Origin of the sequence: Psychrobacillus sp. FSL K6-1267 (assembly GCF_038003265.1) — a bacterium.
GTDB lineage: Bacteria > Bacillota > Bacilli > Bacillales_A > Planococcaceae > Psychrobacillus > Psychrobacillus faecigallinarum.
Map to the genome: position 1 here is coordinate 1,228,211 of NZ_JBBOOR010000001.1, position 14,744 is coordinate 1,242,954.

The 14,744-nt window shown below is 34.0% G+C and carries 12 protein-coding genes; 10 read left to right on the forward strand and 2 right to left on the reverse strand.

What is annotated here, in order from left to right; translation table 11 throughout:
* Window positions 1-15 precede the first annotated feature (15 nt).
* The 5 genes from MHB55_RS05995 to MHB55_RS06015 all read left to right on the forward strand — a co-directional run bounded on the left by MHB55_RS05995 (window position 16) and on the right by MHB55_RS06015 (window position 5,383).
* Window positions 16-957 (forward strand): AAA family ATPase, encoded by a 942-nt coding sequence (locus MHB55_RS05995; protein WP_144537808.1) that lies wholly within the window; start codon window positions 16-18, stop codon window positions 955-957.
* Window positions 954-2,108, forward strand: a complete 1,155-nt coding sequence (locus tag MHB55_RS06000; RefSeq protein ID WP_340862817.1) for a DUF58 domain-containing protein — start codon at window positions 954-956, stop codon at window positions 2,106-2,108. Before MHB55_RS05995 ends, MHB55_RS06000 begins: the two co-directional genes overlap by 4 nt.
* A complete protein-coding gene (locus MHB55_RS06005) occupies window positions 2,101-3,354 on the forward strand; it encodes a hypothetical protein (RefSeq protein ID WP_340862818.1) in 1,254 nt (417 codons plus the stop codon). Before MHB55_RS06000 ends, MHB55_RS06005 begins: the two co-directional genes overlap by 8 nt.
* Window positions 3,355-3,540: 186 nt before the next feature.
* Window positions 3,541-4,410, forward strand: coding sequence for an NAD(P)-dependent oxidoreductase (locus MHB55_RS06010; protein WP_340862819.1), 870 nt, complete (start codon window positions 3,541-3,543; stop codon window positions 4,408-4,410).
* Between the two features lie 67 nt (window positions 4,411-4,477).
* Window positions 4,478-5,383: a chemotaxis protein gene (locus MHB55_RS06015; RefSeq protein WP_340862820.1), complete on the forward strand. Its 906-nt coding sequence runs from the start codon at window positions 4,478-4,480 to the stop codon at window positions 5,381-5,383.
* A 178-nt stretch (window positions 5,384-5,561) separates the two neighbouring features.
* On the opposite strand, the gene MHB55_RS06020 is transcribed toward MHB55_RS06015, so the two are convergent.
* The gene (locus MHB55_RS06020) at window positions 5,562-6,029 is read right to left on the reverse strand and encodes a YkyB family protein (protein ID WP_144537818.1); all 468 of its coding nucleotides are present in this window, start codon (window positions 6,027-6,029) and stop codon (window positions 5,562-5,564) included.
* 210 nt (window positions 6,030-6,239) lie between these two features.
* Between MHB55_RS06020 and MHB55_RS06025 the strand changes: the two genes are divergently transcribed.
* From MHB55_RS06025 to MHB55_RS06035, 3 genes are all read left to right on the forward strand, one after another.
* Window positions 6,240-8,276, forward strand: coding sequence for an EAL domain-containing protein (locus tag MHB55_RS06025; protein WP_340862821.1), 2,037 nt, complete (start codon window positions 6,240-6,242; stop codon window positions 8,274-8,276).
* Window positions 8,277-8,624: 348 nt separating this feature from the next.
* A complete protein-coding gene (locus tag MHB55_RS06030) occupies window positions 8,625-9,641 on the forward strand; it encodes an aminoglycoside phosphotransferase family protein (protein WP_340862822.1) in 1,017 nt (338 codons plus the stop codon).
* A 281-nt stretch (window positions 9,642-9,922) separates the two neighbouring features.
* A complete protein-coding gene (locus MHB55_RS06035; RefSeq protein ID WP_151110723.1) occupies window positions 9,923-10,378 on the forward strand; it encodes a hypothetical protein in 456 nt (151 codons plus the stop codon).
* Between the two features lie 764 nt (window positions 10,379-11,142).
* On the opposite strand, the gene MHB55_RS06040 is transcribed toward MHB55_RS06035, so the two are convergent.
* Entirely contained in the window at window positions 11,143-11,997 is an 855-nt protein-coding gene (locus tag MHB55_RS06040; RefSeq protein ID WP_340862823.1) for an AraC family transcriptional regulator, read from the reverse strand.
* Between the two features lie 591 nt (window positions 11,998-12,588).
* Here MHB55_RS06040 and MHB55_RS06045 point away from each other — a divergent pair.
* Together MHB55_RS06045 and MHB55_RS06050 are read left to right on the forward strand one after the other, a co-directional pair.
* A complete protein-coding gene (locus tag MHB55_RS06045) occupies window positions 12,589-12,744 on the forward strand; it encodes a hypothetical protein (protein WP_340862824.1) in 156 nt (51 codons plus the stop codon).
* Between the two features lie 523 nt (window positions 12,745-13,267).
* Window positions 13,268-14,743 (forward strand): spore germination protein, encoded by a 1,476-nt coding sequence (locus tag MHB55_RS06050; RefSeq protein ID WP_340862825.1) that lies wholly within the window; start codon window positions 13,268-13,270, stop codon window positions 14,741-14,743.
* The last annotated feature ends 1 nt before the right edge of the window (window position 14,744 follow it).

Consider the following 14,744-nt stretch of genomic DNA (forward strand, 5'->3'; position numbering starts at 1 on the left):
GGGGAGAGATTAGAAATGGACGCAGCTTTAATCAAACTAAAAAAAGAGTTGAATAGTTCAATCATTGGTAGAGAAAGAGAACTTGATTTTATGTTAATAGGGTTATTAGTTCAAGGTCACGTATTGTTGGAAAGTGTTCCGGGTTCTGGTAAAACAATGATGGCCAAGTCATTTGCCGAAGCTATTCAAGGGGTGTTTAAAAGAATACAATTTACACCAGATGTACTTCCCACAGATGTAACAGGGATCAGTTATTTTCACCCGAAGCAACAAGAATTCGTATTACGGGTGGGGCCAGTGATGAGCAATATTTTACTTGCAGATGAGATCAATCGTGCGACTCCCAGAACTCAATCTAGCCTCTTAGAGGCTATGGAAGAAAAGCAAGTCTCAATTGATGGAGAAACTATTAAGCTACCATATCCTTTTATGGTTTTAGCAACACAAAATCCAATAGAGTCTCAACAAGGAACTTTTCCGTTACCAGCTGCTCAGTTAGATCGTTTTCTTTTTAAGCTTAACATTGGTTATCCAACTATGAAGGAAGAAAATGATATTCTTAAACAATTTGGTAAAACACCTGGAGAAGTGAAAACAAAACAAGTTGTAACTTTGCAACAAATAGAAGAATGGTCAAAGCAAGTAAATAATATTAAAGTGCATGATGATATATATACTTATATTGTGCAAATAGTCCAAAGTTCAAGGAAACACCCATACATAGAACTGGGATTAAGTAGTCGAGCTTCTTTGGCAATGCTACAGGCTGCTAAAGCGTACGCCTTTTTAAATGGTAGAGATTATGTTATTCCTGATGATATTAAGAACATCATAGATCCAGTTTGTCTTCATCGATTAAGGCTTTCTTCACAAGGTATGCTCATTCATGATTTACAAGAAATTATGAGTGAATTGATTAGAGAAATAGAAGTGCCTGTTGAGGCGAAAATTCAATGATTTGGAAACGGCAAGATTTAAGTTTTAAATATACAAAAAAATATGTAGAGATATTATTAATATGTGCTGTAGCATGTTTCTTCTTTAAACAAACATTACTCCTTGTTATTATTTCGTTTCCGTTATTTCTTGTACTTTTCCAGTTGTATTATTTTCGGAAGGTTGGAAATGGACTAGTGTTTGTAAATGACAAAAAAAGGATTCGTTTAATGAAAGGGACTACTGCTTATTTGGAATTGTCTTTTCAGAACAATGGTTTACCAATTTGGAACGGTGCCATCGTATTAACATTTCAGGATTGTATTGCTCCATTCGATGCAGATTATAACTCTGCCTCAGGTTTTTATGAAGTAAATGTTCCTTTTTCAATTGGATACAAAAAATCAGTCACAGTTCAAATTCCTGTAGTAGGTATACGAAGAGGACTTTCTAGGATAAAAGGAATTGAAGTTAATATTCCGCATCCATTGACTGAAGGGTCAATTATTTTGAATTATGAACCATACATATTAATGGATGCAATTGTATATCCAGCTATTTATACAATAAAAGAAGAATTTTATCCTTCACGTTTAAAGTCAGGGGAGTTGGAGTTAAATTCTTCTTTGTTTATTGATCCCTACTTTCCTGTTGGAACGAGAGATTACGAGCCAGGAGATCAATTTAATCATATTCATTGGAAAGCAAGTGCTAAAACCCAGCAACTTCAAACAAAAGTATTTACCAAAGTTGCTAATGTGTCTGTATTGTTTTTGGTGAATCTTGCAGATGGGTATAGAATGGTCCATGATTTTGAAAAAAAGATAGAGTGGCTTGCTTCTCATATAGAGGCTTGCTACAAAGCAAATGTCCCATTTGCTTTTGGTATCAATATTCGATCATCTGGAAAGAGGCCGTTTATTTATATTCCAATAGGTTCAGGAGATACACACAGAGTACAAGCGTTAGAGTGGCTTTCCATTTTATCAACTAGTAATATCACTGTTCCTTTTGAAAATATAATTAGATATATAGAAGCCCATGAGGAGTTACCGATGTCTGCATATATCCTGTCCCAACAGATGGAGAAGTATCAACCAATTTTAAGGACTTGGGAACAAAAAACGAGTGTTAACTATCTTTTGGAATACGAGGGAGAAAATTATGATTAATAATTCAAACCCTACGCATAAAATTCAAATAGTGTCATTTGAAAAATACCTTCAGGATATGTGGATTTTCGCAATTATATTTGTCATATTATTAAACGAGGCAATTGTTAGCACGCCTCTTTTATGGATTATTCTACAGTTCATAACGGTGTTTGTTGCCAATTACATTTTTTCTAAATCTGGGCCAAATATTTTAGTAGCAATAGGTCTGCCGCCTGTTTTATTAACTGTGTTATTATTGTTCGGTATTCCAATATGGTTATATGTTATAAGTGTATTAATAAGTGCTTGGAGCTTACATGCTAGATATAATTTGATACAATCTGACCCAAATAGTGATTCACCATATTCATTAGTATTTTTTGCAACATTTCTCTCGGTTCATTTCTTATGTTATCTATTAGCTATTGAAGATTATAAACTCCCTTTGTATAGTGTATTTATAGGTGGAGTCATATTTTTTGCAGGGGCTCGATTATTTAATGTACGGAGAACATCCCATAAACAAAAAAATGAATCATTTTTAAAGGTCTCACTTTTTTATATGATAGGAATAATAGGTATATTTCTCTTAACTCTGTTTACGTATTTTCTCACCCCTCCAATACGGACACTATTTAACTGGGTTTTCCAAGGAATATTGGCTGTAGTAATGATTCCTTTAATGCCTCTTCTAAATGTTTTAGAGAAGTTTTTAAGTGGAATAACAAAAAAGCCAACGGAGGAAGAGCAGAAGGACGTTGGAGCAAATGGAGCCATGATGGAAGATCTTCTACCAAATACACAGGAAGCCTCCTCTTATACATTCAATTTTGAATGGATTGTTTTGGGAGTGATAGGGTTAGCTATTTTTGGTGTTATTGCTTATTTGATTAGTAAAAAAATAGAGCAGTCAAAAGAAAAGGCAAGTAATGATATTATATATAAAAATGAGGAGTTAGTTGTCCCGCTTCAAGAAGAATCATCTTCTGAAAATACTTTATATAGAGTAGAGTCTTCTATTTTGAGAGAATTATATTTGAGTTTTGAAAAAGAGGCTAATTCTTTTGGCTTTGAGAGAGAGAAGAGTGAAACCGTGAGGGAATGGTTTCAAAGAATGCAATGGCTTGCAAAAGATGAGTTCTTTTTTATATACGAAGAAGTAAGATATGGTGGCGGTGGCCATACCGTCAAAAAAGATAAGGCAGAATTATTTGTGCAAGAAATAGAAAAAATAAAAAAACTTTTTTTACACAAAGAGGTTTAAATTATTGTGAATGGGGCATATTAATAAAGAACACAGCAACATTCTCATTTCCCCCTTTTTAAGGGCCATCTATAGGATGGCCCTCTTTTTTTATATTTTTTCGAAAAATAAACATTCTAATGAAATATACAGAACTATTTTTTTTGATACACTATATTTAATACATAGTTAATGGAGGAATGTGAAATGTCTGAACGATTGAATATCGGATTTATTGGTACTGGTGTGATGGGGAAAAGTATAGGAAAGCATTTGTTGAAAGCAGGACATAATGTGATTGTTTATACACGTACAAAAGAAAAAGCAGACGAACTGATTTCTTTAGGGGCAACTTGGGCTTCGAAACCAAGTGAAGTTGCTAGATATACACAGTATTTGTTTACAATGGTTGGCTATCCCCATGATGTAGAAGAAGTATATTTTGGAGATGATGGAGTTTTTTCTATTGAAAATCAAGGTTTAACGGTTGTTGATCTTACAACCTCTACCCCTACGTTAGCAAAGAAGATTTATGACAAAGCGAAGGAACTTGAAATGAACTCCATAGATGCGCCAGTATCGGGAGGCGATATAGGGGCTCAGTTAGGTAAGCTTTCCATCATGTGTGGGGGAGAAAAGCAAATCTTGGATTCTATATTGCCAGTGTTAGAGCTTTTTGGAGAGACTATACTGTATCAAGGAACAGCAGGTGCAGGTCAACATACTAAAATGTGCAACCAAATAACTATTGCTTCTAATATGATTGGTGTTTGTGAAGCTCTTGCATATGGTAAGAAAGCTGGTTTAGACTTAGAACAAGTACTACGTTCTATTACTACCGGTGCTGCAGGATCATGGTCTTTGAGTAATTTGGCTCCTCGAATAATCGGTGGCGATTTGAATCCTGGTTTTTATATTAAACACTTTATTAAAGATATGAAGATAGCTTTAGAAGAATCGGAAAGAATGAATTTAACATTGCCAGGTCTGGAGCTGGCTAAGTCGATGTATGAGGAACTTTTAGCAGAGGGTTATGAAAATAAAGGTACTCAAGCACTAATAAAGTTCTATGAATAATATAGTAATATTTTACCTTTGTATGATACAATCGAATTAATCGAAGGACATAGAAAGGAAGAGTTTTGTGAACGACCACAAAGGAATATTACTAGAGAGCGGTACAAACGAGTTAGAAATTGTTGAATTTCAAGTTGGTTCAAATAGATTTGGTATTAATGTTATAAAAGTAAAGGAAATTATTCAGCCTATACCAGTAACCTTTATCCCACATGCACATCCTCATGTGGAAGGAATCATTCAATTACGTGGAGAGGTATTACCAGTTATCCAGGTGGGGAAAGTCTTAGGTCTTCCTATAGTATCCAATACCGAGCAAGAAAAATATGTGGTGGCCGAGTTCAATAAACAAAAAGTAGTGTTTCATGTTGATAATGTTACACAGATTCATCGTATCTCATGGAACCAGATCGAAAAACCATCTGACCTTTATCAGGGAGGAACATCTCATGTTATCGGAGTCATCAAAAGAGAAGAAGAGATGCTCTTATTGCTGGACTTTGAAAGAATTATCATGGACATCAATCCCGAATCAGGTATAAGTGTGGATTCCGTGAAAAAAATGGGTAAACGGGAGCGCTCCAACAAAAAAATTGTAATTGCTGAAGATTCCCCTCTATTAAGAAAATTACTTCATGACACCCTTAATGAGGCGGGTTATGTTAATTTAGAATTCTTCGAGAATGGAAAGGATGCACTAAACTATCTTGAGAGTTTAGAAAAAATATCTCCTGATGTCTCAGAGCATGTCCAAATGATAGTCACTGATATTGAAATGCCGCAAATGGACGGTCATGCATTAACAAAGATGATTAAAGGAAATAATAATTTATCAAAGCTTCCTGTCGTTATTTTTTCTAGTTTGATCACCGACGACTTGCGTCACAAAGGAGATCAAGTTGGAGCAGAAGATCAAGTAAGTAAGCCAGAAATAACAGAACTTGTTCTCAAAATTGATCAATATATTTTATGAGTAATATTTCTAAAAAAAAGGCTATCAATTCGTAATGAATTGGTAGCCTTTCTTAATTTCTTTTAGTACGTTAAGTAACCTACTGTAATTTCATAACAGTATTTTAGTTATGAGATTACATAAGCGTTCTTTAATAGATGCTAGCCCTGAAAAGGCCTGTCCTCTTGACAAAAACAATTCATCTATCTAAATAAGATTTCATCGAGCTTGGACGCTTGTTGGATACACGCGTAAACTTAGCGGTGCAAGATGTAGAGTGATTAGTGGACTTTCTTGTAGTAGCTTGGGGAGGCCCTATATAATCGGTTAATAGTTGTTTTGCCGTTTTTAAATTCATTTTCCTGATAGGGTTTCTATAAGTATCATCTAAGTGACCAAGATGCTGTAAAGTTTTGAAATCTTCTTTTACCGGTAGAATATGGAAGTAATAATCTGCGCACTGTACTAAAACGGAGGATTGCTGTTGGCTATTTTTAGGGTTTCTAACAAAATGGAGTCCAATTTTACTTGCTCTTTTTTCTTTAATCATTTTTTTGATAGCTAGCCTTTTCAGTTCATAAAGTGGTTTATTGTCTAAAGCGGTTTTTGCATGCCTATTAACCGTATATATAGCAGTAGCCAATTGCTTGTCTGATTCAGAAATCATAAATAGTTCACTCCTTTCTTTTTATCTTTCTCTTTCTCTCTTATATACTATCATACCAACTTATACAAAAATTGTGTACACTAATCAAAAAATACTATATGAAAATATTTTGTAACCGCTACGTTAAGAGATGTAATTATCTGACGATATAATATAGTATAATGTGTGGATTTAGTGATATGTCTTAGTATGAGGCAACTGGAGGATTACATGAACAATAACGAACAGCTTAAGAAGAATAATTACTTAGTAGATATGATTCATGAACAGCAAAACCTACTAACCTGCCTATTTAAAAAAAACAAAAACAGTACCTATACGATTATTTATACAAATAAAGCGGCAACCAATTTTTGGGGAGAGGCACATATAAAAAACAACACTTTTAGTGAGGAATTATTGTCTCAACTGTTACCACTATTTACAAGTATTAAAAATGAACAACAAAATGTTAATAGCAATTATGAATTGTTGTTAAATGATAAACGATACACTTTTGATATCTCTATAATAGCTATTGAAGAGAAAGATATATATGGAATGATGATGTACGATAAAACAAATCAACTTCCTATAAATGATTCCTCAGAGATTACAGATAAATACATTTCTCTTATTGAGAATAATATAGATACAGTTCTTATTATTGACCAAGTGGGTATTATTCAATACGCCAATAAAATTATTTTAAAGGTTTTCGGCTACGAAGAGAAAACTCTTTTGCATCAGCCGATTGAGCAATATATCAGTGAGGAATCTCTAAGAAACTTTCAGCTTATTATTAAACAGACAATGAGTGGTTATTCTACAGAAATGCAAAATTGCTTAATTCAGCATGAAAAAGGACATTTCATCTCCACTTATTTAAAAGCAATACCAATCATTAGTGGTGGTACGGTTAAAGGTTTACATTTAGTGCTTCGTAATACAATTAGTGATTCCGAGGAACAAGACCAATTATTTTATCTTGTATACCATGATCACTTAACTGGTTTATGGAATAGACGTGCATTGAAGGAGCACCTAAGTGAAAATATCAAGCAAGCTTCTAAAACAAATAGTGAAATCTCTATTATTCGAATAGATCTGGATCGGTTTAAATTGATTAATGAATCTTTGGGATACACTTCTGGAGATGAGCTTTTAAAAAAAATTGCTGACCGGTTAAGCCTTTATATTGATAAATCGAGTAACCTTTATAGACAAAGCGGAGATGAGTTTGTCTTTTTGTTAAAAGATAAAACGAAGGATGAAACTAGCCAGTTTGCAGAAAGCATATTAACAGAGCTTGCCAAGCCTATTTATCTAGATCATCAAGAATACTTCGGTACAGCTTCTATTGGAATTTCAATGTTCCCGTATGATGGACAGAAACAAGATGAACTTTTATTAAAGGCAGATCAAGCTTTATATGTAGCTAAAGATAGAGGAAGAGCCCATTATCGATATTTTCAGGAGCAAATGAATCTATCTTTTCCAAACGAGGCCTTGATGGAGTCGCATTTAAGAAGAGCAATTGAAAAGGAAGAGCTATCTATTCATTATCAGCCGCAAGTTAATCTATTAACTGGGGAGATTAATTCATTCGAGGCTTTGTTACGCTGGAACAATAGAAAATTTGGATATGTATCGCCTATGCACTTCATACCAATAGCTGAAAAGTCAGGAATCATTTTCAAATTGGGAGATTGGGTATTGGAAGAGGTTTGTAGCCAATTAAAGCTTTGGCAAGATAAGGGCTACCGAATGGTTAGAATCGCTATGAATATTTCTCCACAGCAATTTAAGCAAGATAACTTTGCCTCAAAAATTAGAGAAAAGATAAATAAGTATAATTTATTGCCTTCATCGTTAGAAGTTGAAATTACAGAAAGTGCGATGACTGATCTACAGGATACCTTCACTATTCTTAAGGAATTAAAGGACATAGGGGTGGTAATTTCAATTGATGATTTTGGGACGGGTTACTCTTCTCTTAGCTATTTAAGAAAATATCCAATTGACATTATTAAAATTGACCAGTCATTTATAAAGGATATGGAAACAGATGAAAAGAGTGCTGCAATCGCAACTACAATTATTCGTCTCGCTCATAGCCTTGGTATGGAAGTAATAGCTGAAGGAGTAGAAAAGGATACTCAAGTGGAAATACTAAAAGCAGCCAACTGTCAAAAGGCCCAAGGTTTCTTTTTCAGTCGTCCAGTTCCGATAGAGGACATAAACAAGTCATATATGAATTATTATTAAATTTGAAGGTCACATTTGGAGACGTCTTTTTCTAAATGTGGCTTTTTTTATCCTTGAATGTAAATAGTTTAGCTTCTTGGGCTAAGATTTTGAACCGGAAGATACTTGCATACAACAATTCAATAGCCTGACTCCAACAGCGACGGTGCACTACAGACTATCGCGCTCAATACGAGTAGCACTAACGATATTTAAAAGAAGAAGAAATAGCACCTTCTCCAAATATTAATACAGGATCCATTAAATTAAAATCATTACTCCTAATTGAACGAACGCAGCAATTTAATTGAACAAGTAAAACAGCCTAATTCTATAGTTAAAAGAAGTAACTCTAAGGGGAAATAAAAATTGTACCAATTATTAAAAAAAGCACTTGAACCTTACTCATTAGGAAACGAATCATTATTCATTGAAAAAGAGTTACACAAAGGAAGTTGGAATAGTGACCTCCATTACAAAATAATTGCTGATGGAAAATCTTTTTCAGCAAGATTCATTAGTAATAATCGTTCCCCAAACAATGCATTTGGTGAAATCTCAAATAATGCTTTAATTGAACAAACAAGCTTTTGTCGATTCCTTGTAAATAATCAAATTCCGTTTATGCAGTTACTACCCGCTTTAGAAGATATACCTTTTACTACTATTGAATGGGAAAATGGAATTTATCGTTTTATACTTTTTGAATGGATTGAAGGCCAACATTTAACTCATTGTGATGAGTACATTGCAGAGGAATTTGGTAAAATGGCAAGAAAAATTCACGATATTTCCAGTTTATATAAAAGTAAAAGTTCTGTTTTCCCGAAGAAATCTCAACTTGTTGGTTATTCCCAATTTGTTGATAATCTTCGAAATAAATTAAAATCAACTTACATTTCATTAAACAATTTAAAAATGTTCGATGAATATCTTGAAACAACCGAATATCATATAGAAAATGCAAGAACGAAGCATTATGACTTTATAATACAATCAGATTTAAATCCACTTAATATTATCTGGGATAAAAGTAAAAAAATAAAAGGAATTGTTGACTTTGAGTCTATAGGCTACAGCGATAGGATTGAGGGGTTAGCTTGGCTAATCAAATGGTATTCCCGAACAAATGGAATAGCTTCAACTGAGATGTCTCCAATTGTTGCAAATGCCTTTATAAATGGTTACAAAATAAATGATTTTCTTTGTAAAAATGATATTGGCCGTCTATCTTCACTAATATGGTTATCTGGCTGCATAAATTGGAACTTCGTAAGAAATACAACTAAAATCTTAGAAACTAATAATGAAGAAATATTAAGAGAACACATTGAGGCTTATAAACAGCGTGGCGAAAAATTGTTGAAATTGATTCCCAAAAATTAGGGTTATTGTTCAACTAACGGTGTGCTTTATAGGAACAGGGCTATCAGTAAACGGCCATTAATGTTATTCAACTAAAGGTGCAGGTTGTTTAATCAGGACTTGCAAATTTGGAAAAAATTATGAAAGATCATTTTCATAAACATATATAATGCCAATTTTGAGGATTCTTATTAAACTAACGAATGCTTTAGTTAAAAATGTGTGTTGCTTAGGCAATTCTTTTTTCTTATTGAATTATCATTAGTGGTTAGTTACAAAACGGCATGTGAGGTAGGAATAGTATGCAATATAATTTAGCTTTCAATATACCAACCTACACGGATGATGAATCAACTTTTCCAAAGCCATTAAACGGAAATTACGATTATTGGACAGTATTATTCGAACACTTTTTAACATGTTCAAATACAATTGAAATTCATTGTTGGAACGAAGAGATTGAAACTATTTCAGAGATTAAATCTCTCTGTAAAAATGAACAAGAGATCGTTAAGGGAGAAAATCTCACTATATTTAGGTGTCAAAAACAGGCTCCCCTTTCAGATTATTTATTGAATAACTATTTAAATAAAATAGGAGAGTTCAAGTGGTTCACTGTTAATTTAGACAAGGATATGGTGTCTGCGTTTCATTCGGGGCACTGGGGGACGGAATTCTTTGTACCTAATGCATTAAAAAGTGATGTTGCATTAATCAAAAGTTTAATTCCCGATGAAACAAGTTTTCATCAAAGTTAACAATTCTTTATTCAACTTACGAGGTGCTTTACTTCAAGAAGGAGTAAAGCCTCTCCATTATCTGTCCTCCAATTTACTTTAGGTATTAATCCTAGCTTCAATACTTCTTATTAAACTAACCTTCCCCTTTAGTTCAATAAGAAAGGCGTAATAATACAAGCAGTAATGGAGTCTTTATGGACCTCCATTCTACATGCACGATCAATGATTACTTCCATTGTAATCATCCTTTCTACGGCAAATAGTATTGAAGGCTGGTGCAATAACCAGAGTAGGATTAATCTCCCATGAGTGCTTCCCGTAAGGGAGCGACAGTCTGTGATGCACCGTGGTCGTTGTAGTCAGACTAACGGATGGGCTCTATGGCACCATAGTTGATCGACCTTCCTTTCCCAGCCGTAGTATCCTATACCCGTTCTACAAATATTTTCATCCTCTGTGGTGTAGCGCTGATTTTGCGCTACATGGATGGCTAACAGGTGCTTCGTTAAATATTCGCTTACCGAAATAATCAATCTTTGTTCAAAATAGGGGCTATAATTTACTATTAGAATCAACATTTGTAGCTGTGTTTTAATCAATCTTTATTCAAAAACCAGCAGATACACCGTGCTTATATAAATATTAGTTTACTCAAAGATAAAGCCTCCTTGCATGGTTTGGTCTCTGATAACACTCCGTTAAGTCTCGGAAAGGATATCTAGCCTCCATTCAAAAATCCCACTAGTCGTTTTGGCGTCGACTAATGGGACATCTATTTCAAATTATTTTAATGGAACCCAAATTTCTGAATAGCAATCTGGACTGAATGGATCATCTTCTGTATACATTTCGAACTCTGGAGTACCTGCATGTTGATATCCGTTAGCAGGGAACCATTCAGAAAAAATTTGTTTCCAAACTATTGTCATTGCATCAGGCATTGGACCATGTACTTCAAAAACACCCCATTTAGAAGCTGGAAGTTCGATTACTTCAAATCCTTCTTTAATGTCACCTGCATATTCTGTAGCAACCCAATAGTCAATTTTCTCATTAGGTTTTGCTACACAAATACCAAGAACTCCTTTAATTTGTCCATTATTAATTTGTGCTAGCTTGTTAGTAGTGCCATCACCATTTAATTCATCCCACATTTTAGGAATTCCGATTAAATTGCCCTCATTCTCAAGTAAAAATTCTTTCTTTACACCTATTGCTTGGAAGCCTTCACGTTCTACGATTTGATATTTCATTGGTTCTGCCCCTTTCAATCTCACCTCTATTACGAGGCGGCTATATGATTTGATCTTGCCAATATTTTTCCTAGCGTCACTTGGTGAAACCTCATGCTGACGCCTAAAGGCTTTTGAAAAAGCCTCGGGAGAATCATAGCCGTACTTAAATGCAAGGTCGATAACCTTACAGTCTGTTCTTTTTAACTCATCTGCCGCCAAAGTCAATCTTCTCCGCCGAATATATTCACCTACTGAGATCTCTGTTAATAATCCAAATGTTCGTTGAAAATTGAATGCAGAAGAGTTTACTTCATTTGCAATGTCCTCTATCGAAATTTCTTCTAATAAATTTTCTTCGATATAGTTAATTGCTTTTTGTAACGATTCTAACCAAGCTGACATGCTATTTCCTCCTTAATTAAATAGTAAAATTATTTCACATTAAATACCTGTCTTTAAATGCTCTGTTCTGTCAGGATTCATTTCTATAAATAATTTTATCTTTTAATTCACCAAAATAAAGGGGTATCCTAAAAGTTACATTGAAATAAAATTCTTAAGTAATGTGTAATAAGAATCTACTAGCTTTTCACTGGGGGGTGCAATGTTTGCTGTTTCGTTAGGAACCTCACAGGAACAGCAAAAAAGTAGCGTTTGAAATCCTTCGTTCATGCGGTGCGAGAATTCGATGGGATGTTTAAAATAATGAGTGGAATAGAATAAGAATTGGTAAAAATAAAAGACTTAAAATAGAGACGTATTAAAAGAACCCTACTTCCTGAGTTCTTCATTTTAAATACCTAAAAGATTGTGAAAAGATGTACTTAAAGTAACGGGTGCTTAGCAAAATATGGTCATCTTTTAGATGGTCTATTTTTATGTCAAAACATTAAGTTGATCCTAGATATGCAACTAAAGGGGCAGATTACTTTTTAAAAAATACTGTTATCTGAAATTTATATTCACATTAACTTTTGTTTAAGGATGGTTAAAATGATACTTTTATTTAAATCACTTGGATTTGGGGTTCTATTTGGATTAGTTATGTTACTTGCAAATCACGATAAGCCAAGTAAACTTTTGATTTTCCTTAAATACTTTTTAATAGGTACAGGCGGATATTTTTTATATGAATGGATTATGGGGTGAATTCCCTCTTTTTCTTTTACCAAAAGAAAGTTTGTGAAATATTGTACTTAAACTAAACCAGCTAATAGAGTGTCAAGAAAAATTGATCATTAGGGAAACGATAAAGATTCCTCAAGTTAGGGTAACAAAGACTAAGATTTATCAAAGATTAGATATTCAAGCAAGATTTGAGAAAAAAATTGATAAATTTCCTCAATGCAAGGGACTCCTTCAAGTTATTAGGAGACAGTCTGAGAAAGAAAAAAAGCTGGATAAAAATATGCGTAATGACAATAGAGGAATGGAATGCAAAATATGAGGTGAAATTTAAAGAGAAAACAGGAATGACACTAATATAGTGAGCAAATTTAAATTTTGTCCTTCCATTTATTTTATGGATCGCCGTTGATTTCTTGAGTGGTTAAAGATGTGCCTCTGCATCTTATAAATTTAGTTTCGTATATTTTAAACTTAAAAAGCTAACAATGGGATTAATATGGAATTTTACCGTTCTTCCAAAAACATATAGAGGTGAGGGATGTACATGTTTTGGAAAAAACAATCAAATGAAAATAAGCCTGTTTCTCAATCAAACGCAGAATCAGAATTATCAATAGAAGCTCTAAAAAAAGCCCTGGTTCAAATGGATGATGCGGAATTTTTGGAAATCAACATTTCTGAAAATCAAAATGTTAATCTTATCTACGTAAGAACCCTGATTGACCAAGAAAGATTAAATGAAAGCATTGTAAAACCTTTATCAAACTTTTCCAAACAATCCATTCAGGAATACAATGTTCACTCAAAAATAAACTCCATTTCCACGTTTAAAGAGGCAAAAAAGCAACTGTTTAAAGGATCAGTCTTGTTATTTGACAATTCGTCAAACCTTTGGTTCGCTATCCCTTTAAAAAATCCACTTGGACGTGCAATTGAACCATCTGATACTGAAACCATCCTTTTAGGAGCAAAAGACAGCTTCAGTGAACAGCTAGAACAAAATATTACGCTCATTCGTAGACGTCTTCCAACACATGATCTGAAAACAGAGAAGTTCACCGTTGGTTCTTTAAGTGAGACAAATGTGGTCTTATTGTACATAGAAGGGCTGACCAATCCAGAATTTGTTTCAATCGCCAAAAAGAAGATTTCGGAAATTAGTTATGATCTCTTCTTTGATTCTTCTCAAGTAGCGGCATTCATTGAGGAACATCAAGACAGTATTTTCCCTCAGTTTCAGCAAACTGACCGACCTGATGTTGTTGCTTATTCACTGGGATTAGGAAAAATTACGATTCTGGTAGATAATACACCTTTTGCTCTCGTTGCTCCAATTACTATTTTTCATTTGTTCCAATCACCAGAGGATTATATTAATCGATGGGTAGTTGCCAGTTTTTTACGCATAATCCGATATGTAAGTTTTATTCTGTCTATCACATTAATCCCATTCTACGTGGCATTAACAACTCATCACTATCAAATGATTCCTTTACAAACACTTTTCGTCTTGGTAGAGTCAAGGAGCAAGCTTCCTTTCGCTCCTTTTTGGGAAGCATTTATCATGTTGATTTTTATTGAAATTATAAAAGAAGCAAGCTTAAGGATGCCAACAAAGACTGGTCAAACACTTGGGGTTATTGGGGGCATAGTAATTGGTCAAGCAGCAGTTGAGGCTGGTTTGGCAAGTAAGGTGTTGATTGTCATGGTAGGTATTTCAACTATCGGATCCTTTCTTGTTCCTAATTACCTTGTGACAAAGGCGAATTCATTGATTCAATTCATTCTTCTTATTTTTTCTTCGTTTCTTGGGATAGTAGGGATTGTTCTGGCAATGATTATTGTTTTAGCCCACCTTAATGGTTTGTCTTCACTCAAGCAGCCATATTTATCTCCTGTTGCTCCTTTCTACGGGAAAGATTGGCTTGACTTATTCATTCGAGGGCCTTTAGTCAAAATGAAGAAGCGTCCAGAACATCTTAAACCGCTGAAAATGAAGAGATATCAAACTAGGAGATGAA

What these genes read in the sequence shown, in the direction of transcription:
- MHB55_RS05995 (WP_144537808.1), top strand. Translation starts at nt 16, where the DNA reads ATGGACGCAGCTTTAATCAAACTAAAAAAAGAGTTGAATAGTTCAATC.
- MHB55_RS06000 (WP_340862817.1), top strand. Translation starts at nt 954, where the DNA reads ATGATTTGGAAACGGCAAGATTTAAGTTTTAAATATACAAAAAAATAT.
- MHB55_RS06005 (WP_340862818.1), top strand. Translation starts at nt 2,101, where the DNA reads ATGATTAATAATTCAAACCCTACGCATAAAATTCAAATAGTGTCATTT.
- MHB55_RS06010 (WP_340862819.1), top strand. Translation starts at nt 3,541, where the DNA reads ATGTCTGAACGATTGAATATCGGATTTATTGGTACTGGTGTGATGGGG.
- MHB55_RS06020 (WP_144537818.1), bottom strand. Translation starts at nt 6,029, where the DNA reads ATGATTTCTGAATCAGACAAGCAATTGGCTACTGCTATATATACGGTT.
- MHB55_RS06025 (WP_340862821.1), top strand. Translation starts at nt 6,240, where the DNA reads ATGAACAATAACGAACAGCTTAAGAAGAATAATTACTTAGTAGATATG.
- MHB55_RS06035 (WP_151110723.1), top strand. Translation starts at nt 9,923, where the DNA reads ATGCAATATAATTTAGCTTTCAATATACCAACCTACACGGATGATGAA.
- MHB55_RS06040 (WP_340862823.1), bottom strand. Translation starts at nt 11,997, where the DNA reads ATGTCAGCTTGGTTAGAATCGTTACAAAAAGCAATTAACTATATCGAA.
- MHB55_RS06045 (WP_340862824.1), top strand. Translation starts at nt 12,589, where the DNA reads ATGATACTTTTATTTAAATCACTTGGATTTGGGGTTCTATTTGGATTA.
- MHB55_RS06050 (WP_340862825.1), top strand. Translation starts at nt 13,268, where the DNA reads ATGTTTTGGAAAAAACAATCAAATGAAAATAAGCCTGTTTCTCAATCA.